This is a genomic window from Streptomyces sp. NPDC051051, from assembly GCF_040682975.1.
Lineage (GTDB): Bacteria > Actinomycetota > Actinomycetes > Streptomycetales > Streptomycetaceae > Streptomyces.
This window is the reverse complement of record NZ_JBFBCB010000021.1, coordinates 1-24420: the sequence shown is the minus strand read 5'-3', so window position 1 is coordinate 24420 and position 24420 is coordinate 1. Positions and strand designations below refer to the sequence as shown.

Here is a 24420-nt window from a genome sequence, read left to right as displayed (position 1 = left end):
GCCGGGGGCACGGGGGTGGAGGCCGTCAGACCTCCACCCCCGCACCCGGCACACCGGCCCGCAGATGCGCCGCCAGGCGCTGCAGCTCGACGAGGGCACCGGCGTCCGACCCGTCCCCCAGCGGGTAGTGCAGGGCAGGTTCGGAGGCCGGCCCCAGGACGAGGGGGCGTACCTCGACGGGCGGGCGGCGGGCGTGGGTGAGCCCGATGCCCCGCACGTCCCGCGCACCCAGGGTGAAGGCGACCGGGACGGGCGGCGCCTGGAGCACGGGTGCGGTGACGAGGTCGCGGGAGGCCCGCCGCACCGAGGTCAGCATCGTCGTCAGCCCGTGCTCCACGACGAGGGTCTCGGCGAGGGGCGCGATCGCCTCCAGAGGAGGTGCCTCGCTCTCCCGGTACCCGAGGGTGAGTGTCACGTCCTGCTCGATCCCGGCGGTCGTCCGCGTGACCCGGATCCACGCCAGCGCGGGCCGGTCGGGGTGCCCTGCCACGATCAGGTGGGTCGGCTCGGGGGCCCGGTCACGGGCCAGATCGGTCAGCCGGCGCGGCGACCAGGGCAGGTTGACGGGTTCCGCGGTGCCCCAGCCGGCCGGTGCCGATCCGGTGAGCGCACGCCAGGCCGTCTCGAGCCCCTCACCCAGGACGACGTCCTCGTCCGCGGGAAGCGTCGTACGGAACGCCACGACGAGCTGTCGCTCACATGATGGCGACGTCCGGCCGAACGCCTCGGCGACCGAGGCCGTGCCGTCCGGCCCGAGCGCGGGCGCGAACGTCCCGTCCCGCCAGCGCAGCACCGCCCCGGACAGCCCGTCGTAGTAGCCCTGTGCCGGGTCCTGGACGACCCAGCGGTTGGGCACCTGGAGGAGCGTGGCGCGGGCCGGGGCGCTGAGCCGGACGTGCGGCGGGGTGACGATCTGCAGGGCACGGCCCGATTCCGCGGTGCTTCGCAGCACCTCGGAGAGCCAGGTGGTCAGGGCCAGGACGGGCCGGTCGGCCAGGACGACGGCCGTGCTCCCGGTGAGGACGTCCACGACCGGCTGCCCGTCGTCCGGTGCGACCGCGGCGCTCACGTCCACGACCTCGGTGCCCGCCGCCGGCTCGGGCCAGGTGGTGCCGCCCAGCAGCAGGGCGAGCCGTCCGCACACCGACCCCGCCAGCCGCTCGGCCTCGGGCACGGCCCCGGAGGCCCGGGCCTCGGTCCACCAGAACGGCACGGGCACGTTCCGCCCGAGCAGCCGTTCGGCCTCGCCGGGAACCTGGACCAGCAGCGGGGCCTCCACGGACACGAGGGGCCTGCCGTCCGGGGCGCACAGGCGCAGCACGGCGCCTCCGGACCCGGCGGTCACGCCTGCTTCGGGCCCTCCCGCGTACAGGCCCGCGAGGAGGGCCCAGGTGTCCGGCATCTTCGGGGTGAGGGCGATGACGTCCTTGGTCACGACTCTGCCTCTTCGGCTTCGGTCAGCGCGGTCTGGACGAGCTGGTGGCGCCGGCCGCGGCGGACCAGGGTGCCGCGTCCGGGCGGCTGCTGGGAGGCGTACAGGCCGGGGAAGAGCTGCCCCTCGGTGCGGTCGCCGGTCATCACCAGGGCGCTGGTGCCCGTCTCGCGCAGGGTGGTCAGGAGCGGCTCGTACAGCGCGCGGGAGGCCCCCGCGGTGCGGCGCGCCAGGACGAAGTGCAGGCCGATGTCCTGCGCGGAGGAGACATACGGCAGGAAGGGTGCGAGGGGCTGCTGTCCGGCGGTGGTGAGGATGTCGTAGTCGTCGACGAGGATGACGATCCGCGGGCCCCGGAAGGCCGGTTCGCCCGTCTCGGGCGCGTCCGGGTCGGCCGTCTCCGGCAGCCGCTTCTGCAGTTCGGCGGCGATGCCCGTGGCGAGGGCGGTGGCGAGCGTGGCGTTGTGGGCGTAGCCGCCCCGGTACGGCTCCGGGACGACACCGCGCAGGCCGCGGCGTGGATCGAAGACACCGAAGACCAGCTCCTCGTCGGAGTACCGCTCGACGAGCCCGGCGACGATCAGCTTCAGCAGGTTCGTCTTGCCGCACTCGTTGTCGCCGAGGACCAGCAGGTGCTGGTCGCCGCCGAAGAGGTCGAGCAGCACGGGGGCGAGGGCGTCCTGGTCGAGGCCGACCGGTATCCGCCGCGGTTCGGCGGCCGGTGAGGGCAGCCGGGTCGACGGCAGCCGGGCCGGCAGCACCCGCACCGGGGCGGCGGGCTCGCCGTGCCAGGTGGCGCGGACGGTCCGGGCCGCCTCGTCCAGGGCCGGGCCCAGGTCACCGGTCGTGGGAGAGCCGTCGATGCGGGGCAGTGCGGCCTGCGCGAACAGCTTGCCGTCGGTGAGCACCCGGCCGGGCACGTCCGGCGAGAGGGTCTCGGAGAGCTTGCGGTCGACGGAGGAGTCGGCGGGGTCGTTCAGGCGCAGCTCGACACGGGTGCCGAAGAGCGACTGGGTGGCGATGCGGACGTCGTTCCAGCGCAGCATGCCCGCCACCACGTGGATGCCGTAGCCGCCGCCCCGCTTCAGCAGGTCGGCGACCGGCTCGTCGAGGTCGGCGAAGTCGTCGCGCAGCGCGCCGAAACCGTCGACCACGAGGACGACGTCGGTGGAGCCGAGCTGCGGCAGCCGGCCCTGGGCGCGGAGCCGGCGGAGCTGGTCGACGGAGTCGATGCCGTGCTCGCGGAAGACCGTCTCGCGCTCGGCGAGCATGGCGCGCACCTCGGCCACCGTACGGGCCGCCCGCTCACGGTCGGCCCGTCCGGCGACCCCGCCGACGTGCGGCAGGGCGGCCAGCGCCGACAGGCCGCCGCCGACCAGGTCCAGACCGTACACGGCGACGTCCTGAGGGGTGTGGGTGGTCGCCAGGGACAGCACGAGGGTCCGCAGCAGCGTGGTCTTGCCGGACTGGGGGCCGCCGATCACGGCCACGTGACCGCCGGCCGTGGTCAGGTCCAGCACCCACTGGCCCTGCCACTGCCGGGCCGGGTCGTCGAGCACGCCGAGCGGCACCCGCATCCCGCCTGCGGCGCGCGCCAGGTGCAGCCCGCGCTCGGAGACCCGGACCGGTCCGGCGGCCGCGTCCAGGGTGACGGCGTCCGGCAGCGGGGGCAGCCAGATGCGGCGGACGGCGGGGGCGGCGCCGGCGAGCCGGCCGACCATGAGGGACAGGACGGTCGGGCCGGTCTCCCGACGGGTGCCGGCGGGTTCCTCCTCCGGTGCCTCGGGCCGCCCCGCGGTGTTGTACGCCGGGTAGGGCAGGACGAGCGGCTCCTCGTCCCGCTGCTCGCGCGCCGCCGGGCCGCGGTGGACGCCGGAGACGTACCCGGCCTTGAACCGTTCGTAGGTGGAGGTGTCGACCTTGAGGTAGCCGAATCCGGGCAGGGGAGGCAGATGGAAGGCGTCGGTGGTGTCGAGGACCGTGCGGGACTCGTCGGCGGAGAAGGTCCGCAGGCCCAGTCGGTACGACAGGTAGGTGTCCAGGCCCTTGAGCCTGCCGCCCTCGATGCGCTGGCTGGACAGCAGCAGGTGGACGCCGATGGAGCGGCCGATGCGTCCGATGGACAGGAACAGGTCGATGAAGTCGGGTTTCGCGGTCAGGAGTTCGCCGAACTCGTCGATGACGACGAACAGGTGCGGGAGCGGTTCGAGGTCCGGCCTCTCCGTCGCACGCAGCACGGCGTAATGACCGATGTCGGCGACGTTGCCGGCGTCCTTCAGGACCTGCTGGCGGCGCTTGACCTCACCGGCGAGGCTGGTGTGGACGCGTTCGACGAGGCCGGCCTGGTTCTCCAGGTTGGTGATCATCCCCGCGGTGTGCGGGAGTTCGGCAAAGGGGGCGAACGTGGCGCCGCCCTTGTAGTCGACGAGGACGAACGCCAGGTCCTCGGGGGAGTGGGTGGCGGCCAGGGCGAGGACGAGGGTGCGCAACAGCTCGCTCTTGCCCGAACCGGTCGCGCCCACGCACAGGCCGTGCGGACCCATGCCGAGCTGGGAGGACTCCTTCAAGTCCAACAGAACCGGTTCGTGACGGTCGGTCAGGCCGATGGGTACGCGCAGGAAGTCGCGCTCACTGCGGGGCTTCCACAGGGTCGGTAGATCGAGGTCGGCGGGGTCGGCGACACCGAGGAGCGCGGGGAAGTCGACCGGCCCGGTGACGGGGCTGCCCTCGGCGACGGACTCCGGGGACAGCCGCAGCGGCGCCAGCAACCGGGCGACACCCTCCGCCCCGGCCGCGGTGACCGGGTCGACGGTGCCCTCGGCTGCCGTGACCGGGCCGGAGGTGCCCCCGGCGGCCGTGATCGGCACGGAAGTGTTCTCGGCGGCGGAACCGCGCAGGTCCTCGACGACCACCCGCTCGCCGTGGACGGTGATGCGGACGCTCACCTCGTCCGGCTCGTGGACCTGCTCCTGGAGGAGATGCACCACAGTGATCCCCATGTCCGACAGTCCCACCGCCGAGTCGGGGCGGGGGAGTTCGACGGCCGGCTCGCCGTGGGCGTCGACGACCACCAACAGCCGGCCCGCCAGTCGCAGCGCACTCCGGTCGGCCAGACCACGCCGCACCTCCGCCGCGTACGCGGACCGCCGGCCCAGTTCGTGCCGGAGCCGTTCGGCCAGCTGCCGCACATCGGGCGCGATGCGGCGGGCGGCCACCGGACCGTCGTGCGCCTGCGGATCCAGCATGTGGGGCAGCCACTTCGCCCACTCCCACCCTGCAAGCCGCTCGCCGGGCACGGCCAGGGCGATCGCCACGTCGTCCGGGGCATGCGTCACGGCCGTCTGCACCAGCAGCGCCCGCGCGACCCGCAGGACGCTCTCCCGGTCGCCGACGACGCTGACGTTCCCGGCCCGGTCCAGCGGCACCGTCAACGGCACGTCGGCGGCCGTCGCGAAACGGCGTTGCAGGGCGCGTGCCTCGTTGAGCATGAACGGATCCGGCGGCGTCAGCACCCCGCCGGCACCGCTCTGCTGGATCACCGGCTCCTGGGCCGGCACGTCACCGAGACCGACGCGCACCCGCAGGAAGTCGGCGTCCTGGCGGCGCCGCTCCCACAACCGGGCGGGATCGCGCACCAGGTCGTACAGCGCCTCCGGCGGCGGGTTCAGTTCCCGCTCCGCCTCCCGCAGCCGGCGCTCGGCGGCCCCCAGTTCCTGCCGCAGCTCCTCCAGGTACTCCAGGTAGCGCTCGCGCTGGGTGCGTCGGGTGCGCTGTGCCTTGCCGCGCTGCGACAGGAACAGCGCCACCGCCCCGAGCAGCGCGAAGACCAGCACGACCGCGCCCAGCACGGCGAACCGGCTGTTGCGGACCACGGTCATCATGATCACGGAACCCATGACGCCGGCCATCGGCAGCAGCGCGGTGGCCGCGTTGCCGATCTTTCCCTCGGGAAGGTTGGGCGGTGCCTCGACCGTACGGGGCCGGGCGGGTTCCGGGGGGCGGGTGCTGCGGGCGGGCCGGTGGACGATCTGCAGGGTCACGGGCGGACTTCTCCGGAGCGGGTCGTGACGGGGGAGGGGCGGGGCGGGCACAGCGGAGGGCGAGCCGGCCGGGTGCTCATCGCACCCTCACCGCGCGCCCCATCACCTCGGCGGCCAGCCGCAGGACGGCCCGCTGCGTGGCGTGCGCCAGGAGGTCGGTGCGGATGGGGCCACCGCCGGCCAGATGACGGTCGTACGGCACGGTGACGACGGTGACGCCGGGCTCCCTGAGATGCCCGGCCGCCGTCTTTTCGTCGAGGACGGTGTCGGGGGTGCCGGCGACCAGCGCCACCACCGTCGTGGCCAGGGCCGAGTGCGGCAACCGCGCCAGCCAGTCCAGCACCTGGCGGGTCGCGCCGACGCCCTCCGCGGTGGTGGGCGCGACCACCACCCGGGCGTGCGCGGTGTCCATCGCCGTACGGGCCACCTCGCCGGGGAGCGTCTCGCAGTCGACGACGGTGACGGCGAAGTACCGGCGCAGTGCCAGCGTCACCTTGCGGTACGACGTCATGTCGAGCGGGGCGCCGACCCGCCCCCGGCTCGCGGGCAGCAGCCAGCCGCCGTCCGACACCGGCACCAAGTACCCGGTGACGTCCGTCAGCCGCATGGAGGGATGGAGGACCGACGCGAGATCGGCGCACGTCCAGCGCACAGCCTCCGCACCCATGCGCACCGGCAGGGTGCCCAGCACGGCGTCCGCCTCCAGCGTCAGCACCGGGTCGTGCCGGTAGTGGTTGAGGGTGCGCCCGAGCAACGCGGAGACGGTGGACTTGCCGACGCCGCCACGGATGGAGGTGACGGCCACCACCCGGCCCGTGGTGACGGGCTGCTGCAACTCCCTTGCTATCCGGGTCTGTTCGGCGACGTCCTGCGCCACGGACGAGGTGAGCTTGCGCAGGGCCCGCCCCGTGCGCCGGGTCACGGAGTCGCCGTGCAGGGGGCGTCCCAGAGCGAGGAGGAGACGGGGGTCGAGGGTGGGGGAGGACTCGGGGGCGGGGGACGCCGGGAGGCGGGGGCCGTGGGCCGAGGTGGGTGCGGGGGCCGGTGCTGGGGCGGTGGGCGTCGCGGGCCGCTCCGGGTTCGGCCCGTCGGCGGGACGGGCACCGGACATGAGGACCGGGGACGCGGGGCCGCCCGGAGCGTCGGGCGCGGACGGCGGGACAGTTGTGGGCGGCGTCACCGGGCCGGGGACGTGCGGGCCGGACGCGTCACCGCCTGTATTCGCCCCCGCTTCTGCTGCTGAGGGCCGCGCGGGTGCGGGGTGCACGAGCCGCAGCGCGGGCTCACCGGACCGGTCCGAGGCTGTTGCCCGGCCACCGCCCGTACCGACATCCGCACCCGGACCACCGCTTCCCGCGGCGCCGCCCAGCTCCCGCAGCACGTCCCGCTGCCAGTCGCCGCCACCGCCGGACGCCGACGGCTGCTCCCGCCGCTGATCCCCCTGCGTCATGCCGTCGGGCCCCCTAAGCGAAGGTGTCGAGCAGTCGCCCGTACACACCGAACACGCCGACCAGCAGCGGAAGCAGCGCGATGACCCCCACCGACTCGAACAGGTCACCGACCCGCCGCAGCCGGACCCGTATGTGCTCGGCCGGCCGCACGGCGAGCACGACGAGCGGCAGGACCGCCAGCACGACGAGGACGGCCAGCGGTGCCGCGGCCGAGGTCCGCTCCGCCCACACCGCCAGCAACCGTACGGTGACGCACGCCGCGGCGGCCAGCAGCACGACCACTTCGGCGACCAGCGGAAACGCCCGGGCCCGCAGGGCCAGCACCACCGCGACGACCGCGACGAGCGGCACCGTCCACACGGAGGGAGCCCGCAGCGCCAGTACGGCGGCCACGGCGGCCGACCCGGCCAGGGTGACCGTGGCGAGCACCAGCCCGCGGTGGGCGGCGGCCAGGGCGACGGACACCTGGTGACGGCTGACGGAGACACCGCCGGCCCGCCGGTCGTCGAGCCCCGAGAGCCCGGACGCCATCAGCGCGAGCCGCGGCAGCACTCCGAGCAGCACCACGCAGACGACACCGAGAACGGCCCCGACCCGGGCCTGCTGCTCCGCCGTCCCGGCCCCCGACTGCACGGCGACGACGGCCTCCCAGCCGACGGCGATCAGGGCCAGGGCCCCGGCCCCCACGACCCCGCCCCGTCCCAGCGGCGTGAACAGCCCGAGCAGGACGAGGACCAGCACGCCCACGGCGGCCACCCCGGCGAGCCGCAGTGCGCCCGCCGAGGACCCGCCGACGACGTCGACGAGGCTCCACATGCCCGGCACACCGAGCGCGCCGCCAACACACAGGAGGGTCGCGGCCAGCCCGTGCCGACGCGTCCGCCCCAGCACCGAGCCCGCGACGGCGGCCGCACCGGCGGAGGCGAGCAGCGCACCCGCGACGACCGACCGGTCGTACTGCGCACGCGCGAACAGGGCGGCGACGACCACCCAGACCACGCTCGCGACCCCTGCCGTGACCCGCCGCGCGGCCGGCCCCCACACCCCTGCCCGGTGGCCGAGGTCCTCCGCCACCTCGTCGGTGACGTCGTGCACGACGGGGGCGGGCGGGGCGTCCTCCGCGCGGACGAGACGCAGGACGGCGCCGTCGCGGACGCCCGCCGTCTCCAGCGTGCTGTCGTGATCGAGCGCGGATCCGTCCACGGTGACGAGATGACGCGGGGCGGGCCGCCCCTCCACCCGGTCGTCCAGCACCCGCATGATCTCGGGCAACAGCAGCCCGACCGGCTCCCGCGCCGGAAGCACCAGGTCGACGCGGCGCCGCTCACCGACGAGGGTGACCCGGCTCAACACCCCAGCTCCACCGGCAGTTTCCCTGCTCAAGGCCCCCGTAGACATCACGTTCGCGAACCTATCACCGGCTCGTAGGACCGCTGGAGGGCGTGGAAACGCCGGGGGAGTAGGGGCTCTGCCCGATCACCCGGTGCGACACGAACGACCACCCCACGCACCCCGCGCACAACACGGCCGCGACCACCGTCCCGGCGAACACCTTCCCCACCCGCTCGTCCACGGCCCGCCGTTGCCGCTGCGCCCCGAACAACAGCGCATCCCGCAACCGCCGCCGCCGCACGGAGACGGACTCGAGGAGCTGGCTGTCGTAGTCCTGCGCGGTCATGTCCGGTCACCTGTCTCGCGTATCTCACGTGGGGAACTCGCCCAGCCAGCTGCGCTTGAGCAGATGCTTGGGCAAGTACTCGGATTCGACCTCGACCGGGAATTCGTTGTCGTAAGCCATGCAGGCCAACGCGAGGGGAGCGAGGGCCACCAGGCCGTCACCGCTCAGGGCGCGTGCCGCGTCGCCGGCCCAGTACTGCTTGTGCCCAGTGACGGCGTCAACCAGTACACTGTTGAACCGCTCAATCTCCCGCAGTTGAAAGCGATGGAAGAGTTCGAGCGGCGGATAAAGAACCTTCAGCATCATTTCCTTGTCGGTGACGCCCTCCCGCTCGGGGTCGGTACCTTTGATCGCTGATACCAGGTTGTCCCACATATCCGTTGCCCGACCGGCCCAGTAGCTTTGGAGAGCCTCCACCCAGTCGTAGACATAGTCGTCGAAAACCGCACCCTCGGGAACGGACGCACGGAGAAACGAAACAGGTACCTGCATCAGCCGATCGAGACGAGCGTTCTCGCGGCAGATCGTCGCCAAATAAACCGATGTGAGCCACGCCCCCGCATGCGTGTAAGGCGTCGGCCCCGTCGCAGGCAGGTTCGTCACCTCTCCCGCACTTCCGATGCGGCACGGTACGGGCCCCTCGGTGGCTGTGGCAGAGTCAAACAGGGCGCAGCCGACCTGCATTGCGGTGACCCACGCCTCCCACGTCTCAAGTCTGGCTGCTTCGGGATCCGTCAGGCAGCGCCACTTCGCCATGGTCAGGGTGCTACTCAGCGCCCGGTGGCGGGACATCTCCGACCTTTCCAGTCGGTCGAGAACCCGGCGTGTCCCATCAATGAGCGGCGCCATGTCTTCGGCCGCGTTGTCCGTTCGGAAGTCATGGCGCGGAACACTCGTGATCACCGAACCTCACCTCTAACCGATCTTGAAGTATTCCATCACGGCACCAGTGTAGGATCCCGTGTTCTCCTGCGCCTTCACCAGGACGTACTGCAGTTTTCCGCTTTCCAGAGCGTCTTCGAGGGCATTGGCGATCTTGGCATCTGCCCCACCTCGTGACCACATCTTCTCAAGGATTGTGTAGACGTATTCCTTGGTGCCCTGTTTTACCATCATGCCATCATAGGCGCCTGCTCCTCGGCGCCAACCGAGGTCCGCCGAGGGTGCCTTCGCCTCGACTATCACATAGCTCCCGTCATCGCCGACCTTGTACACCTGGTCGAACATGTCGGCGCCGTTGGGTGTCTTTGGAAGTGGCACCCACTCGGCGCCTGAGAACTCGTGCGGAACCACATGCAGTTCAGCGGCCTTCTCGCCCAGCTTCTCGGATATCTTGCTGTTGTTCGGCACGTCACCGAGTTGCTTGGTATATGCCTCTTGTGCCTTTTTGAGGGCCTCGTGTGCATGGTCTGTGGCGGATTCCTCGAACGCCTTTTTTGCATCGGTGAGATCCCCGGCAACCTTGCGGTCTTTCGCTAGCCTGTCGAGTTCAGGACGATGCGCGGGGGCTGCCGAGTCCGGCCCCAGCGGCGTCCGGCCGTACTTGACATCCGACGGGCCGCTCGGCAGGTCGTGCTTGGCTACCAGGTTACCGTTCGCATCCCTTGCCAGGATGGGCAGTTCGACACCGTCAACGATCCTGGAGGCATCCTTGCGTCGGTCGAGAGCGTCATAGTGTTCATCGCGCCAAGCCGGGTCGTTGTTGGCCTTCCAGACATGCTCGTCCTGGATGCGCTTTCGTTCCGCTGCGGTGAGTTCCCGGTCCCCGGGGGGATTTCCTCCTCCGGAATGGTGATCAGAACCACTTGACCTTGCGGAAGACCTCGATGGCTCGTGACCGGTACCGGACCTGTCGGCATCGCCTGTTGCTCTGTCGGATCCGCCGCCTGAGTGCGTGGAGGCATGCGGTGCCGGAGACCTTCCGTCACCGTCGCGTGCGGGCACCGTGTCCGTGCCGCGCGCTCGGGCGTGCTCGCCGACGTGAGCGGTCGGCTCCGTGTTCCCGCCGGGCCGCCCCGTCGCGTCGCCGCCGACGTGGGCCGCCGTGCCCCCGGTGGCATGTGCGCCTGCCCGATCACCCGCCCCGACGAGCGCACCCTCCTCGTGCGGCAGGCTCCGCTCCAACAACTCCCGATCTGCCGACGACAGTTCCACCTTCGCCGGCGCCGCCGTCCCGTCCGCGCGCACGACCGAGCCGTCGTCCAGGTTCAGGCGGGTTCCGTCCGGCCACTCCACGACGTTGTCGCGGATGACCGGCATGTCGTCGGCGACCCTGACCACGCTGCCGTCCGGCTGGACGCGTCCCGCTCCGGAGAGGATGTCGTCGTAGGCGCCCGCGTGCACGCCCCGCAGGCCGGCGAACAGATCGGTGACCTTGACCGTGCCGAACTTGGCGGCCTTGCCGAGGTACGTCATGGGGTCGACCAGCCGTGCCGTCTTGCCGAGCACACCCATCGTGCGGGCCACGGAGCCACCCTTGGCCGCAGCTCCGGCGCCTCCGGTGAAAACCGTCGTCAGGACGTTGAAGGTGACCGCGCCGCCCGCCCGTGCCGGGTTCTTGCCCCACTCGTCCCAGGCGACCAGCGCCTTGCCCGCCTCCTTGACCGTGTTGCGGGAGTCGCGCAGATAGGAGGGCAACTTGTCCTCGGGCATCATCCAGTACGCGACGCCGACGACGGGCACCGCGGTGACGAGCACGCCGGTCGCGAGCTTGCCGAGCCCCTTCCAGGCCTCGCCCGCGGCGTCCCACCCGTCCACGCCGACGAGGGTGCCGAGGCCGCGGATCGTGCCCCACACCCCGTCGACGACGAACCCCTTGCCGAAATCGCACACTTGGTGGCCCAGCCAGTCGAGCCCGTGCCGCTCCTTCTCCACGGTCCTGCCCCAGGGCAGTTCCTCGGACTGGTTCAGGAGGTCGGCGGTGAAGCCGTAGGTGGTGGTGCCGCGCTTGACCAGCCGTTTCTGGGCGCCGTCCTCCAGGATCAGCGTCGAGCCGCCCACCAGTGCGGTGATCTTGTTGTGGCAGGTGATCTCGGCCTGCCAGAAGGCGGCCGTGGTGGCGTTGACGTCGTGCACCAGGTCGTTGTTGAGCTGGACGTTGTCGTCGTCCTCGCGCCAGTCGTCGTCCCCCGCGATCTGGTGCCGGAAGGTCTCCGCACGCTGCTTGAGGCTCTTCAGCTTGGCCACGAGCGGCTGGATCTCCGTCTCGTACGAGCTGAGGGCCGCCGCCACCTTCTCCAGGTCGTCGGCGAACTCGTCGGCCTTGGCCGCCACCGGCGCCGTCGTGGCGAACAGCTGGTCCGCCTCCGGGGCGGTGTAGCACGCCGACAGCCCCTGGAAGCGGGTGTGCACGTCCGACCCCGACTGGCGGAAGACGAGCGCCTCCGCCGTCAGCAGCATGGAATCCGTGCCCAGTTGTTCCAGGTCACCGGTGAACTGCGGGATGTTCTGCGGGTCGATGAGGTCCGCGCTCACTGGCCCCCCTGCTGCCCGTCCACGCCGGGCAGGTCGATCTTCGGTTCCTTCAGCGCGTTCGCCTGGGCCTGCGCGGCCATGTCCAGATCACCCTTGACGTACGCGTTGGTCGCGGTGGCCGCCCCGTTGAGGGAGTTCGACGTGCGCACCGCGACGTACATCAGCTTCTCCTGATAGGCCGTGAAGAACTCTCCCAACGCCGCCGCGACCGGCCCCTGGACTCCGCTCTTCTCCACGCCGCCCTGCTGGATGGTGCCGGCGGACTTCGCCGCGCTCGGCATGGTCTCCTGCAGGGCCTTCCCGGTGTCCGAGAGTCCCTCGGCCGCCTTCGCCGTCTCCGTGAGGACGTGCTGAACGCCCGACGGCGAGATGTCCCACCCCGTCATGTGGATTCCCCGTGATTCCGTGTGCCGTCGTTTCGCCGACGCGCCCGCGTCAGCCGATGTTGTCGACCGCCGTCCGCGCCCTCGCCATCGTCGACTGGGCCGTTCCGTCGTTGTCCTCGAGGGTCGTGCGCACCAGTTGGATGATGCTGCGCACCTCGTTGGCCGCGCGGTTCCAGCGCAGCTCCTTGCCGTGGTACTCCTCGGAGACCCCGTCGGCCTGGAAGTCGGCCATGGCGGCCTTCACCGCGCTGTCGCGGTCGGTCAGCACGCGCTCCAACTGCCCCACGATTCCCTGCAGTCCGCCCTGCACCTCGCTCGACGCGCCGGTGTCGTAGGAGCGGCGGTCCAGATTCTGGCCCATCGTCACAAACCCCCTGTGGTTGTCGGCTTCTGCCCTGGCCGGCGGTCTAGCGCGCGCCGAAGCGGGCCGCGTCGAAGTTGGCGGCGCCCATGTTCTTGTTGGCGTTGTCCTGCTGTTCGGTGTCACCGGTGGCGAACGCGGTGTCCATGCCGCCCTGGCCTTCGAGGATCGCGCCGAGCGACTCGTTCAGCGCGGCGGTGATCTCGTCCGCACGCGTCTTGAAGGAGTCGAAGGCGACCTTTCCGGAGCCGTTGAACTTGCCCTCCAGCGGCTCGGCCGCCTGGATGAGCATGCGGATCAGGGTGCCCAGGTCGGTGCTCGAACCGACCGTGCTCTTGCCCAGATCAGACAGGGTCGTGGACCCCATGTCGAACTTCACGTGTGTCACCCCCGTGCATCACGTACACATCACATAGTTGTTCGAGCATGTTGTCGCACAATTCGTTGCGGACGCAACGCGGTTGATCGTGCCGTGACCTGATCCGGACACGGTCGGAACAAGGTCCCGCCATCTCGCCCCGACCCGTCATCGCCCGCTGCCCGGCAGGCAGGCGCCCAGGACGGTGCCCTCGCGCATGAGCGGTCCGCTGCTCTTCACCCCTCTTCCGGGTGATGGCACCAAGGGAAGTTTCGAAGTATTTTCAAAGTCATGGGTATCGAGAGTGCGGCCGTGAACTTCTCCGAGCTGGTGAACAAGAACAAGCAGACGCTGGCCCGGCTCCAGAAATCACCGAGACTGCTCCTGCACCGCAGAGACGGTGAGGACCTGGTCCTCACCACCGCGGCGCGGGCCGAGCAGGATCAGACCGTGGTGTCGGCGGCCACCCGGATGCTGGCCGCGTTGGCGCGCCGGGAGCCCGACAGCATGGAACTGCTCCTCGACATACTGCCGGACGCCTTCCCGTGGGTCCGTTTCCTGCCCGAGCCCGACCTCCACGCCTTCGCCGTCGAACTGGTCGGCACCATGCGCGCCGCCGACTCGATCGGCAACAGCGCGTCCGTCGCCCAGCTGCTCATCGCCTGGCAGCACACCGCCGAGGTCTACTCCGACCCCGAGCTGCTGACCGCGCTGACCCGGGATCACGGCGAGGACTACGGCCCGGTGCCGGACCCGCGGGACGTCGTATGACGGCGGGTCGCGGCGACCGTGCCGCACCACCGGCGCCAGAAGGCCACTGGGAGGTCCGCTTCGCGGACGCGGCCTCGGCCAAAGGCTGGGAGAACCTCGCCCAACAGGCCCGCGAGAACACCTGCCGAGCCTGGATCACCATGCGTACCGCCCCCAGGCCGGCCACCGAGACACCCCGGCACCACCGACTCAAGGGCGGTCTGGCGCACGGTACACACCGAGGACAGACCTGCGAGCAGTGGCAGATCGAGGTGACCGGCGGCGGCCGTGTCTGGTACCTCCTGGACACGACCCGTGACACCTGCTGGATCACTTTCGCGGGCACGGGGCACCCGCGAGCCACGGATCGAAGCTGATCCCGCACAGCCGAGTGAAAAGCGGGCCGTCGAGATCACGGCGACGTGATGTCCGACGACTCGTCCACGTCACCGCCCCCTGTCCGCCGCCATGATCCCCACGCACTCCTCCAGTGCCGCGTGCAGCGACGGTACGAAGGCGGCGAGTTCGGTGTCCGACGACCGGCCTCCCTCCAGTACGGCGCCGACGACCGTCACCAGCACGGCGGCGGCCTTCAGGGCGTGCGTGTCGGCCAGTTCCTCCAGCACGCCGCCGGGGCGTGCGACCACGAACGCCTCCCTGCCGGTGGTGGGGTCGACGCCGAGGCTGCGGAAGCGCCGCGCGCTCATGCGGCGGCCTCCGCCGGGACGTGGTCCTGGCCCAGGGCGGCGAGGTACGGCCGCACCAGGGGCAGACCGTCGACGAGGACCACGTCCGTGGGGCAGGGCCGCGTCCGACGCGTGTGGGAGGGCCGCTGCGCGGAGACGACCGCGAACGGGAACGGATCGAGGGCGCGGTGCGTTCCGCGAGGCGGCAGGAAAAGGCTCAGGATCGCGGCCAGTAGGCTGCCGCACAGGTCGACTCCTAGCGTCGGCTCAGCCCCGGCACGGAAGCTGTCATCTTCCCGCCGGGGCGTCTTCGTTTCCCCGGACTGTACCGCGCGGATGGTAGTGGTAGGTAGTAGTTGGTAGTAGTACTAAGTAATGCGCGGTGGAAGGTAGCGGCATACGGTCAACGGGTGGACAAGATCAGCGCCGATTCACCGCAGTACGTCTATGAACAGCTCGCCGCGATCATCGAGCGGAAGATCCGTTCCGGTGAGTACCCGCCGGGCACGCGGCTGCCGGGCGAACTGAGCATGACGCACGAGCACAAAGTCGGTCCCGGCACAGTCCGCCGCGCTCTGGACATCCTGCGGGACAGGGGACTCGTGGTGACCGTGCGCGCCCGAGGGTCGTTCGTCTCCGACCCCCTGCCACCCGCGTGAAGGGGCCGCCCTCCGCAGGATGTGAGCGGACGGGCGGCCCCGGTGGTGCCTGGCGCGAGGCGTCGGGTCAGTCGGGCAGTCGGGCCAGCAGCCAGGCGCAGAGTTCCTCGGTGATCGCCGTGTGCGCCGTGGTCGTGGACGAGCAGAGGTAGTCGTCCAGCTCGCTCTCCTCCGGCGCGAGGTCGTCGATGTTCGTGTACAGGTCCTTCTGCGTCTCGATGTCGCGGACGGCCACCGCGCTCACCGACGGGACGAAGCAGACCTCCTCGTGCCGCAGGTCGACCGTGCCGCCGAGCTTGCGCATCGCCTCGGCGAGGATCTTGTACGTGTGCAGCGTGCCGCCCGGCGCGCCGTCCAGCTCCGGGAAGTCGCTGGTGGTGATGGTCTTCTCGGCCTTGGGGAACCGCCGGTTCAGGTAGGCGGCCGTCACGTCGGCGCCCTGGTCCTGGGTGTAGAAGGTGGTGCCGGGGTAGATCCCGTCGATCCGCAGCGCGACCTCGCCGGGCTTCACGTCGGGCAGGCCGACCCCGTCGGCGCGGCCGTTGGCGACGGCGATCGTCCTCGGGATCCGCGGCCAGCCGCCGACCCGGTTCAGGGCGTCCAGGAACTCCGTGCGCTCCGGGGCGACCCCGATCTTGCCGGTGTCCTTGTCGTAGTGCCGCCACAGCATCTGGCGCGCGGCCGGGCTGTCCATCTGCCGTGCGAAGTCGTTCGCGAACGGGATGAAGTACGAGAAAGCCTGCACCCCGACGGGGATGGAGGCGCCGCGGTGCGGGCTGTCGTAGGAGAAGTACAGCGCGGTCCGGTGGTCCATCCGCTGCATCTCCATCTTGGCCAGCGCGTAGCGGGTGACGATGCCGCCCATGCTGAAGCCGCCGACGACCAGGCGGGCGTCACCCTGTTGCTCGGCGACGGCCCGCATGACGGCGGCCTGGGCCGTCTGCGCGTTGTCCAGGATGGACGCGCTGCGCTCCTCGAAGCCGAGGAGGATCACGTCCCTGCCACGCCGGCGCAGCTCGGAGATGAAGGGGTGGCCGCCCTCCAGCCCCTGGTAGAGCTTGTCCAGCTCGCTGCGACCGAGGTTGAAGCCGTCGGCCATGATCACGGGCCGGACGAGACCGTTGTTGCCCTCACCGGGGAAGACCCAGGCGAAGCCGTTCGGCAGCTGCCATTCCCCGTGTTCCGGTACCTCGACCGGGGTGGGGGGCTCGGTCGTCAGCGGGTCGGCGAGGGTGAACGTACCGACGTTGGGCTCGGTCGTTTCGGACATGGTCGTACTCCTCGTGAGGAGGGTGGGGAGACCACGCCATCATGGGGCCGTATCGTGCAGAAAGCTGCTCTGAACTGCTGGTTTCATCACAACAGGTGGACTCTTCGGCACGTAGGTTTGATGCGTTTGGCATGTGCCGAAGGCCAGGTCGGACGGAGGGCCCCGAGACGCCCGCACCTTCCGCTCGAGGCCGGACGCGCGTCAGGCGATGTCGTGGACGTTGTGCTCGGTCAGGTCGGATGCGTGCCGGGCGACAGTGCGGTAGTCGGCGTCGTCGTGCAGGACGGTGAGACCGTGGTGGGCCGCGGTGGCGGCGATGGCGAGGTCCACCGCGGAGGCGCTGCGGTGCTCCCCGGCCTGGGCCATCCGGTGCTGCACCGCGCCGACCCAACGTCCGGCGTTCTTCGGCACCGACACGTCGGGGTAGAGATCGGTGAACATCTCCGCGATCTCGTCGTACTCGCGTCCGTTCCGGGCGCTGTGGAGGAATTCGGCGCGCTGGACGTAGCAGGATCCGATGCTCCCGGCATCGATCGCGTCGTACCACGCCGACTGCAGTTCGGGGTCACGGAGCAACCGAACCAGGCCGGACGTGTCGAGCAGGTAGATCACCGGCTGTGCTTCTCCGCCCGGTGCAGACGCTCGGCGTCCTCGACGGCGCCCCAGTCACGCGCGCGCTCGAAGTGACGGCTGATGCGCGCCGCACGCTCCTGCTGTTCGGCGTAGAAGTGCAGAGCGAGGTTGACCGCTTCCTTCTTGGTCCTGACCTTGGACAGAGCCATGGCGCGTTCCAGGGCGTCGTCGTCGATGTCAATCTGGGTCACGGACATACCGCACCTCCTACGAGATGTTGGTTATGTACATAGAAGAGTATGGCACCAACATTTACGGACCCACCGCTGGAACCGGTTCCCGGCCCCGGAGGATGGCGGGGGTTCCGGCGGCGCAGGGGGAAGGCCGAGGGCCCGGCCAACCGGCCGGGCCCCTCGAAGCCTCCGCACACCTCACCGGGTCAGAAGAACACCCCACACCGCAGCAGCACGTTCGCGTACGGCCGGGCCTCGCCCGTGCGCACCACCAGCCGGGCCCCCGACGACAGCCTCTTCAGCTCCTCGTGCGGGACCAGGGTCAGGTCGGGGAAGTGGGCGTCCAGCAGCCCGGCCGCCGCCGGGTTCGCCTCCCGTACCTCGGCCGCTGCCGTCGCGCCCTCCACGACCAGCTCGGCCAGCAGGCCCTCCACCACCTCCGTGAAGGAGGGGACCCCCGCCCGGAAGGCGAGGTCCACGACGCGCGGGCCCTCCGGGATCGGCATGCCCGCGTCGCACACCAGCACCCCGTGCCCGTGCCCCAACTCGGCCAGCGCGCCCGCGAGATGACGGTTGAGGATCCCTGCCTTCCTCACAGCGCACCGACCTCCGCCGCCGTGGGGAACGACTCCTGCGCGCCCCGTCGCGTCACGGCCACCGCCCCCACCCGCGCCGCGTACGCCGCGGCCTCCGCGAGCGGGACCCCCGCGCCCAGCTTCCACGCCAGCGCCGCCGTGAAGGAGTCGCCCGCCCCGGTCGTGTCCACGGCGTCGACCTTCACCGCCGCCACCCGCTCCACGCCCTCCGCCGACGCCACCAGCGCGCCCTCCGCACCCAGCGTCACGACCACCGACTTCGGCCCCTTCGCGAGCAGCAGCCGCGCCCACTCCTCGGGCCGGTCGTCGGCCACCGCGTCCCCTGTCCCCGTCTCCCCGAGGATGACCTTCGCCTCGTGCTCGTTGACGATCAGCGGATCACAGGCCGCCAGCACCTCGGCGGGCAGCGGACGCGGCGGCGACGGGTTCAGCACGAAGCGGTTGTCCGGCGCCAGGTTCCGTACGACCTCCACGACCGTCTCCAGCGGGATCTCCAGCTGCGCCGACACCACGCGGGAGGCGTGGAACAGGCCGGCCGCGGCGCGCACGTCCTGCGGTGTCAGGCGCCCGTTCGCGCCCGGGGACACCACGATGCTGTTGTCGCCCGACGGGTCGACCGTGATCAGCGCGACGCCGGTCGGCGCCCCGCCCACCAGCACACCCACGGTGTCCACCCCGGCCGCCCGCTGCGAGTCGAGCAGCAGCCGGCCGTACGCGTCGTCGCCGATCCGGGCCAGCAGCGCCGTGCGGGCGCCGAGACGGGCGGCCGCAACCGCCTGGTTGGCGCCCTTGCCGCCCGGGTGGACGGCCAGGTCCGAGCCGAGGACCGTCTCGCCCGCCGCCGGGCGCCGTTCGACGCCGATCACCAGGTCGGCGTTGGCCGACCCCACGACCAGAAGGTCGTAGTCGTACATGAGAACTCCCCTGCGTACGTCGTACGCGACGTGGGGCGGGCGGACGGACCCCGGTTCTCCGGCCGCCCGCCCGCCCCGCCCACTTGCCGAATGTCAGCCGCCGAAGCCGGCCACGTTCTCCTTCGTGACCACCTTCACCGGCACCTTCACCGTCTCCGCGACCTTCTTGCCCCGCAGTGCCTTGAGCGCGTTGTCCACGGCGATCCTGCCCAGCTCCGAGGGCTGCTGCGCCACGGACGCGTACAGCGTGCCGTTCCCGACCGCGGTCAGGCCGTCAGGCGTGCCGTCGAAGCCGACGACCTGGACGGACTTGCCGGCCTTGGAGCCGAGCGCCTTGATCGCGCCGAGCGCCATTTCGTCGTTGGCGGCGATGACGCCCTGGACGTCCGGGTGGGCCTGGAGCAGGTTCGACATCACGTCGAGGCCCTTGGTGCGGTCGAAGTCGGCCGGCTGTTGGGCCAGCACCCGGATGCCGGGGTAGGCCTTCAGGCCCTTCGCGAAGCCCTCGGCGCGCTCGCGGGCCGCGGAGGTGCCCGCCTGGCCCTGGAGGATCACGATCTTGCCGGTGCCGCCGAGCTTCTCGGCGACGGTCTTGGCGGCGAGTTCACCGCCGGCCACGTTGTCGGAGGCCACGAGGGTGTCCGTGGTCGCCTTGTTGACGCCGCGGTCGACCGCGACGACCGGGATCTCCGCCTTGTCGGCGGCACGCACGGCCGGACCGGCCGCGTCGGAGTCCACCGGGTTGACGACGATCGCGTCGTAGCCGGAACTGGTGAAGTTCTGGAGCTGGTTGGCCTGCTGCGAGGCGTCGTTCTGCGCGTCGGTGACGGTCAGGTCGACGCCCAGCTTCTTCGCCTCGGCCTTCGCGCCCGACTGGATCTGCACGAAGAACGGGTTGTTGAGGGTGGAGAGCGCGAGACCGACCTTCGGGTTCGCCGTCGACGAGGATCCGTTGTGCAGGAAGGAGGTCGCGCCGACCACCGCCACGGTGACGACCGCGGCGAGCCCGTACGTCGCCGCCTGCCGGCCCTTGCCGCCGCCCGTCCCGGCGGCCACCGGGGTCGCCCCGGCCTTGCGGCGCACGGTGTCCAGCAGCACGGCCAGCGCGATGACGACACCGATGACGACCTGCTGCCAGAACGCCGACACCGACAGCAGGTTGAGGCCGTTGCGCAGCACGGCCAGGATCAGCGCGCCGATCAGGGTGCCGGACGCCTTGCCCGTGCCGCCCGCCAGGGAGGCGCCGCCGATGACGACCGCGGCGATCGCGTCCAGCTCGTAGCCGTCGGCGGCCTGCGGCTGCGCGGAGGACAGCCGGGAGGCGAGCACGATGCCCGCCGCGGCGGCGAACACGCCGGACAGCGCGTAGATGGCGAGCTTCTGCTTCTTCACCCGCAGCCCGGACAGGCGCGCGGCCTCCTCGTTGCCGCCGATGGCGTACATCGAGCGGCCGATGTAGGTGCGGCCCAGGACGAACGCGGCGATCAGGCCCATGACGACCATGACCAGCACGGGCACCGGCAGCCAGCCGCCGAGCGTGTCCCCGAGGTGCGAGACGGAGTCGGGGAAGGCGATCGGGGAGCCCTCGGAGATCACCAGCGACAGACCGCGCGCCACCGACAGCATGGCGAGCGTCGCGATGAACGGCGGCAGCTTGCCGTAGGCGATGAGGAAACCGTTCACCAGACCGGCCGCGACGCCGGTGGCGACGGCCAGCACGACCGCGAGGACGACCGGCACGCCGTGCGAGGTGGCGCTCCAGGCGAGGACGGTGGCCGACAGCGCCGCCACCGAGCCGACCGACAGGTCGATGCCCGCCGAGACGATCACGAAGGTCACGCCGAAGGCGAGGATGGCGGTCACGGCCGCCTGGACACCCACGTTGAGCAGGTTGTCCGTCGTCAGGAAGTCGCCCGACAGCGCCGACATGGCGATGACGAGGACGATGAGCGCGGTGAGCGCCCCGTTGTCGAGCAGCAGGCGGCGCACCGCCGCGGCGCCGCCACCGGCGCCCGTCGTGCTCTTGAGCGTGTCAGCGGCCACGGCCGGCCTCCACTTCAGTGGTCGTAGGGGTGGTAGGGGTCGTAGGGGTGCTCACGGCGAGTGCCATCACCGCGTCCTGGGTGGCCTCGCCCGCCGGGAGTTCGCCGGCGATCCGGCCCTGGGCCATCACCAGCACCCGGTCGCTCATGCCGAGCACCTCGGGCAGATCACTGGAGATCATCAGGACGGCGGCCCCGGCGGCCGTCAGCTCGTTGATCAGCTGGTAGATCTCCACCTTGGCGCCGACGTCGATGCCGCGCGTCGGCTCGTCGAGGATCAGCACCCTGGTGTCCGCCAGGAGCCACTTGCCGATGACGACCTTCTGCTGGTTGCCGCCGGACAGCGTGCGCACCTGCTGGCCGAGCCCGGCCATGCGCACGCCGAGCTGTTCGGCGATGCGGCCCGCGGCCTCGTGCTGCCCCTTGAGGTCGACGAGCCCGGCACGGGTGGCCGAACGCAGGGTGACCAGGCCGAGGTTCTCCTCGACGGAGGCGTCCAGCACCAGCCCCTGCCCCTTGCGGTCCTCCGGCACCAGCCCGATCCCGGCGGCCAGGGCCGCGGTCACGTCGTGGCGGGGCAGCCGCGCGCCCGCCACCCGCACGGTTCCGTGGTCGTAGGGGTCCGCCCCGAAGACGGCCCGTACGACCTCGGTACGGCCCGCGCCGACCAGCCCCGCCACACCGACGACCTCGCCGGCCCGCACCTCGAAGCTGACGTCGTGGAAGACACCGTCCCGCGTCAGCCCCTCGACGGACAGCAGGGCGGTGCCGGCCTCGGCGCGCTCCCGCGGGTACTGCTGCTCGATGGAACGGCCCACCATCAGCCGTACCAGCTCGTCCTCGGGCGTGGACGCCGGGACCTGCCCGACGCTCCTGCCGTCCCGGATGACCGTGACCCGGTCGCCCAGCGCCGCGATCTCCTCCAGGTGGTGGGTGATGAACACGATGCCCACGCCGTCCTCGCGCAGCCTGCGCACGATCGCGAAGAGCTTCTCGACCTCCTCGGAGGTGAGCACGGCCGTCGGCTCGTCCATGATCAGCACGCGCGCGTCCAGGCTCAGCGCCTTGGCGATCTCGACCATCTGCAGGCGTGCGATGCCCAGTTCGCGCACTCGCGCGCGGGGCGACACGGTGACGCCGACCCGCTCCAGCAGGACGGCCGCGTCGGCCTCCATCCGCTTGCGGTCGATCATCCCGAACCGGCGCGGCTGGCGCCCCAGGAAGATGTTCTCGGCGACCGTCAGGTCGGGGACGAGGTTGAACTCCTGGTAGATGGTGGCGATCCCGAGGCGCTCGGAGTCCTGCGCCCCGTGGATGCGCACCTCCTCGCCGCCGGCCAGGATCCGCCCGGCGTCGGGCGTGTAGGCGCCGGAGAGCATCTTGATGAGGGTGCTCTTGCCCGCGCCGTTCTCACCGAGCAGCACATGCACCTCGCCCCGCCGCAGGTCGAAGTCGACGCTGTCGAGCGCGACCACCCCGGGGAAGGTCTTGCGTATGCCTTCGATGCGCAGCAACTCGTCCGCGTTGCTCACGACTGGCTCCTGTCCTTTGCTGAGTTCTCGCCGGTGCCGCCGGTGTCGCCGCCGTCGCCCGTCTCGCCGCACGAGCGGCGCACGACCAGACGGGCGGGGAGGGTGACGGACCGCGGGGTCCGCCCCTCGATCCGGTCGACCAGCGCGCGTACGGCCGCGCGCCCCAGCTCGCCCGTCGGCTGGGCGATGGCGGTGATCGGGGGATCGGTGTGCACGAACCACGGGATGTCGTCGAACGCGGCGAGCGCGATGTCGTCGGGAACCCGCAGCCCGCGCGCGCGTACGGCGTCCAGCGCGCCCAGTGCCATCAGGTTGTCGGCGGCGAACACGACCTCGGGCGGCTCGGGCAGGTCGAGGAAGCCCTCGGTGACCCGCCGGCCGCTCTCGGCCTGGAAGTCGCCCTGCCCGATGTAGGCGTCCGGAAGGTCGATGCCGCAGGCGCCCAGGGCCTCGCGGAACGCCTCGACGCGCTCGCTGCCGGTGGTGGTGGCGGCCGGGCCCGCGATGATCGCGAGCCGGCGGTGCCCCAGCCGGTGCAGGTGCGCCACCAGGTCCCGTACGGCGGCCCGTCCGTCGGCCCGGACGACCGGCACGTCCACGCCCGGTATCCACCGGTCGACGAACACCATGGGGGTCCCCGCGCGCGCGGCCTCCAGCATCAGCGGCGAGCCGCCGTCGGTGGGGGAGACGAGCAGACCGTCGATCCGGCGGTCCAGCAGGGTCCGTACGTGGTGGTCCTGGAGGTCGGGCCGCTCGTCGGCGTTGCCGATGATGACGCTGTAGCCGAGTGCGCGGGCCTCCTCCTCGACGGAGCGGGCCAGTTCGGTGAAGTAGGGGTTCATCACGTCGCTGATGACCAGGCCGAGGGTGCGGGTCTGGTCGGTGCGCAGCGACCGGGCGACGGCGTTCGGGCGGTAGCCCAGGGCCTCGACGGCGGCCAGCACGCGCGTGCGTGCGTCTTCGCTGACCGACGGATGGTCGTTCAGGACACGCGACACCGTGGCGACGGAAACGCCCGCCTCGGCCGCGACGTCCTTGATGCTCGCCATCGCCGCTCCACCTCCTTGTGGAATCGTTTACATGTGCGTCACGGAGGATTGGAATCGATTACACGGGCGGTGCGCAAGACCCCGATACCGGATCGTGATGTCACACCCGGAGCCGGCCGCGCCGATGCACGGCGACGGTCCCCTCGTGATCACGAGGGGGCGAAGGGCCGTTCAGGGGTCGAGGGCTACCGGGAGGCCAGCCCGTGGCGGTCGGCCCAGGCGTCGATCGCCGCGGCCAGTTCCCCGGGACGGTCCTCCGGCGAGTGGTGACCGGCCGGGCCGTGCCGGGAGACCTCCAGGCCCGCGATGTTCTCCTCGCACCAGGCCACGGTCTTCTCGTCGGTCATCGCGCCCGGACCCGGCTCGAACGCGGCGAGCAGCTTGGGGACTTCGGGACTGGCGGCCAGCCAGGCGTCGTAGCGTTCGACGCGGGCCACCACGTCGGCGGGCTCGCCGTCCAGCGGCATCATGCGCGTCCACGCCAGTATCGGGCGCCGGCTGTCCGGGGTCGGGAAGGGGCGGCGGTAGACGTCGAGGTCGGCCGGGTCGAGCGGGGTGGCGAGCGTGTCCGGGAGCCCTTCGACGAACAGCGACTCCTCCAGGATCATCTTCTCGCCCGCCCCGGGGGTGCGCAGCAGGGTGAACAACTCCCGCCCGGTCGCCGGGAACTCGTCGCCGACCAGCGGTTTGACGATCGTCTCGGTGAAGGCGATGCCCCGGACGGAGCCCGGAAGGCGGGCGGCCCGGCCGAAGGCGAGCGCTCCGCCCCAGTCGTGGCCGACGAGGACGGCCTAGGGCGTGTTTCGAAAGTCCCGTCTGCCCGGCGACGCCTGGCACGCACGCTCGCCGCGTTGTCGGGGTCGCCCCGATACAACCAGTATCGGGGCCCGCTCGCGGCGCCCAGAAGGGCGACCTGGAGGACTTCTTCGCGGACCT

22 protein-coding genes and 1 pseudogene are annotated in these 24420 nt (G+C 71.5%); 3 read left to right on the top strand and 20 right to left on the bottom strand.

Annotation, left to right across the window (positions count from 1 at the left end):
* Positions 1-25: 25 nt before the first annotated feature.
* From AB0N31_RS17665 to AB0N31_RS17620, 10 genes are all read right to left on the bottom strand, one after another.
* Complete coding sequence (locus tag AB0N31_RS17665) at positions 26-1435, bottom strand: DUF6177 family protein (protein ID WP_366059284.1); 1410 nt, start codon at positions 1433-1435, stop codon at positions 26-28.
* Positions 1432-5472 carry a type VII secretion protein EccCa gene (gene eccCa / locus AB0N31_RS17660; RefSeq protein WP_366059283.1) on the bottom strand — a complete coding sequence of 1347 codons (4041 nt, stop codon included), beginning with the start codon at positions 5470-5472 and terminating at the stop codon, positions 1432-1434. Before eccCa ends, AB0N31_RS17665 begins: the two co-directional genes overlap by 4 nt.
* 76 nt (positions 5473-5548) lie before the next feature.
* Positions 5549-6922, bottom strand: a complete 1374-nt coding sequence (locus AB0N31_RS17655; protein ID WP_366059282.1) for a hypothetical protein — start codon at positions 6920-6922, stop codon at positions 5549-5551.
* A 13-nt stretch (positions 6923-6935) separates the two neighbouring features.
* Positions 6936-8321 (bottom strand): type VII secretion integral membrane protein EccD, encoded by a 1386-nt coding sequence (gene eccD / locus AB0N31_RS17650; RefSeq protein ID WP_366059281.1) that lies wholly within the window; start codon positions 8319-8321, stop codon positions 6936-6938.
* A 16-nt stretch (positions 8322-8337) separates the two neighbouring features.
* Positions 8338-8601, bottom strand: coding sequence for a hypothetical protein (locus AB0N31_RS17645; protein ID WP_366059280.1), 264 nt, complete (start codon positions 8599-8601; stop codon positions 8338-8340).
* A gap of 24 nt (positions 8602-8625) precedes the next feature.
* Positions 8626-9504, bottom strand: a complete 879-nt coding sequence (locus AB0N31_RS17640; protein ID WP_366059279.1) for an immunity 49 family protein — start codon at positions 9502-9504, stop codon at positions 8626-8628.
* A gap of 12 nt (positions 9505-9516) precedes the next feature.
* Positions 9517-12075: a hypothetical protein gene (locus AB0N31_RS17635; protein WP_366059278.1), complete on the bottom strand. Its 2559-nt coding sequence runs from the start codon at positions 12073-12075 to the stop codon at positions 9517-9519.
* The gene (locus AB0N31_RS17630; protein ID WP_366059277.1) at positions 12072-12461 is read right to left on the bottom strand and encodes a DUF6507 family protein; all 390 of its coding nucleotides are present in this window, start codon (positions 12459-12461) and stop codon (positions 12072-12074) included. The genes AB0N31_RS17635 and AB0N31_RS17630 overlap by 4 nt, the downstream gene beginning before the upstream one ends.
* A 49-nt stretch (positions 12462-12510) precedes the next feature.
* Positions 12511-12822 (bottom strand): pore-forming ESAT-6 family protein, encoded by a 312-nt coding sequence (locus AB0N31_RS17625; RefSeq protein ID WP_366059276.1) that lies wholly within the window; start codon positions 12820-12822, stop codon positions 12511-12513.
* Positions 12823-12868: 46 nt separating this feature from the next.
* On the bottom strand, positions 12869-13201 hold the full coding sequence (locus AB0N31_RS17620; RefSeq protein WP_363088394.1) for a hypothetical protein: 333 nt from the start codon (positions 13199-13201) through the stop codon (positions 12869-12871).
* 270 nt (positions 13202-13471) lie between these two features.
* Here AB0N31_RS17620 and AB0N31_RS17615 point away from each other — a divergent pair, with 270 nt between their 5' ends.
* Positions 13472-13951 (top strand): hypothetical protein, encoded by a 480-nt coding sequence (locus AB0N31_RS17615; RefSeq protein ID WP_366059275.1) that lies wholly within the window; start codon positions 13472-13474, stop codon positions 13949-13951.
* Positions 13948-14307, top strand: coding sequence for a hypothetical protein (locus AB0N31_RS17610; protein ID WP_366059274.1), 360 nt, complete (start codon positions 13948-13950; stop codon positions 14305-14307). The genes AB0N31_RS17615 and AB0N31_RS17610 overlap by 4 nt, the downstream gene beginning before the upstream one ends.
* 69 nt (positions 14308-14376) lie before the next feature.
* On the opposite strand, the gene AB0N31_RS17605 is transcribed toward AB0N31_RS17610, so the two are convergent.
* Positions 14377-14637: a hypothetical protein gene (locus AB0N31_RS17605; RefSeq protein ID WP_366059273.1), complete on the bottom strand. Its 261-nt coding sequence runs from the start codon at positions 14635-14637 to the stop codon at positions 14377-14379.
* Positions 14638-15026: 389 nt separating this feature from the next.
* Here AB0N31_RS17605 and AB0N31_RS17600 point away from each other — a divergent pair, with 389 nt between their 5' ends.
* Positions 15027-15275, top strand: a complete 249-nt coding sequence (locus AB0N31_RS17600) for a winged helix-turn-helix domain-containing protein (RefSeq protein WP_366059272.1) — start codon at positions 15027-15029, stop codon at positions 15273-15275.
* Positions 15276-15342: 67 nt separating this feature from the next.
* Here AB0N31_RS17600 and AB0N31_RS17595 read toward each other — a convergent pair whose 3' ends face one another.
* From AB0N31_RS17595 to AB0N31_RS17555, 9 genes and pseudogenes are all read right to left on the bottom strand, one after another.
* A complete protein-coding gene (locus AB0N31_RS17595) occupies positions 15343-16545 on the bottom strand; it encodes a hypothetical protein (RefSeq protein ID WP_366059271.1) in 1203 nt (400 codons plus the stop codon).
* 201 nt (positions 16546-16746) lie between these two features.
* Entirely contained in the window at positions 16747-17157 is a 411-nt protein-coding gene (locus tag AB0N31_RS17590; protein WP_366059270.1) for a PIN domain-containing protein, read from the bottom strand.
* Entirely contained in the window at positions 17154-17375 is a 222-nt protein-coding gene (locus tag AB0N31_RS17585) for a type II toxin-antitoxin system VapB family antitoxin (protein ID WP_366059269.1), read from the bottom strand. Before AB0N31_RS17585 ends, AB0N31_RS17590 begins: the two co-directional genes overlap by 4 nt.
* Before the next feature lie 182 nt (positions 17376-17557).
* Positions 17558-17947, bottom strand: a complete 390-nt coding sequence (gene rbsD / locus AB0N31_RS17580; RefSeq protein ID WP_366059268.1) for a D-ribose pyranase — start codon at positions 17945-17947, stop codon at positions 17558-17560.
* Entirely contained in the window at positions 17944-18861 is a 918-nt protein-coding gene (locus AB0N31_RS17575; RefSeq protein WP_366059267.1) for a ribokinase, read from the bottom strand. Before AB0N31_RS17575 ends, rbsD begins: the two co-directional genes overlap by 4 nt.
* A 93-nt stretch (positions 18862-18954) precedes the next feature.
* Positions 18955-20904, bottom strand: coding sequence for a substrate-binding domain-containing protein (locus AB0N31_RS17570; RefSeq protein WP_366059266.1), 1950 nt, complete (start codon positions 20902-20904; stop codon positions 18955-18957).
* Positions 20894-22435, bottom strand: a complete 1542-nt coding sequence (locus AB0N31_RS17565; protein ID WP_366059265.1) for a sugar ABC transporter ATP-binding protein — start codon at positions 22433-22435, stop codon at positions 20894-20896. The genes AB0N31_RS17570 and AB0N31_RS17565 overlap by 11 nt, the downstream gene beginning before the upstream one ends.
* On the bottom strand, positions 22432-23484 hold the full coding sequence (locus tag AB0N31_RS17560) for a LacI family DNA-binding transcriptional regulator (RefSeq protein ID WP_366059264.1): 1053 nt from the start codon (positions 23482-23484) through the stop codon (positions 22432-22434). The genes AB0N31_RS17565 and AB0N31_RS17560 overlap by 4 nt, the downstream gene beginning before the upstream one ends.
* 185 nt (positions 23485-23669) lie before the next feature.
* Positions 23670-24275: pseudogene (locus AB0N31_RS17555) on the bottom strand (haloalkane dehalogenase); the annotation flags it as partial.
* Positions 24276-24420: the final 145 nt, after the last annotated feature.

What these genes read in the sequence shown, in the direction of transcription:
- AB0N31_RS17605 (WP_366059273.1), bottom strand. Translation starts at nt 14,637, where the DNA reads ATGAGCGCGCGGCGCTTCCGCAGCCTCGGCGTCGACCCCACCACCGGC.
- AB0N31_RS17615 (WP_366059275.1), top strand. Translation starts at nt 13,472, where the DNA reads ATGGGTATCGAGAGTGCGGCCGTGAACTTCTCCGAGCTGGTGAACAAG.
- AB0N31_RS17585 (WP_366059269.1), bottom strand. Translation starts at nt 17,375, where the DNA reads ATGTCCGTGACCCAGATTGACATCGACGACGACGCCCTGGAACGCGCC.
- eccD (WP_366059281.1), bottom strand. Translation starts at nt 8,321, where the DNA reads ATGTCTACGGGGGCCTTGAGCAGGGAAACTGCCGGTGGAGCTGGGGTG.
- AB0N31_RS17655 (WP_366059282.1), bottom strand. Translation starts at nt 6,922, where the DNA reads ATGACGCAGGGGGATCAGCGGCGGGAGCAGCCGTCGGCGTCCGGCGGT.
- AB0N31_RS17595 (WP_366059271.1), bottom strand. Translation starts at nt 16,545, where the DNA reads ATGTCCGAAACGACCGAGCCCAACGTCGGTACGTTCACCCTCGCCGAC.
- AB0N31_RS17645 (WP_366059280.1), bottom strand. Translation starts at nt 8,601, where the DNA reads ATGACCGCGCAGGACTACGACAGCCAGCTCCTCGAGTCCGTCTCCGTG.
- AB0N31_RS17575 (WP_366059267.1), bottom strand. Translation starts at nt 18,861, where the DNA reads ATGTACGACTACGACCTTCTGGTCGTGGGGTCGGCCAACGCCGACCTG.
- AB0N31_RS17625 (WP_366059276.1), bottom strand. Translation starts at nt 12,822, where the DNA reads ATGGGCCAGAATCTGGACCGCCGCTCCTACGACACCGGCGCGTCGAGC.
- AB0N31_RS17610 (WP_366059274.1), top strand. Translation starts at nt 13,948, where the DNA reads ATGACGGCGGGTCGCGGCGACCGTGCCGCACCACCGGCGCCAGAAGGC.
- AB0N31_RS17630 (WP_366059277.1), bottom strand. Translation starts at nt 12,461, where the DNA reads ATGACGGGGTGGGACATCTCGCCGTCGGGCGTTCAGCACGTCCTCACG.
- AB0N31_RS17560 (WP_366059264.1), bottom strand. Translation starts at nt 23,484, where the DNA reads ATGGCGAGCATCAAGGACGTCGCGGCCGAGGCGGGCGTTTCCGTCGCC.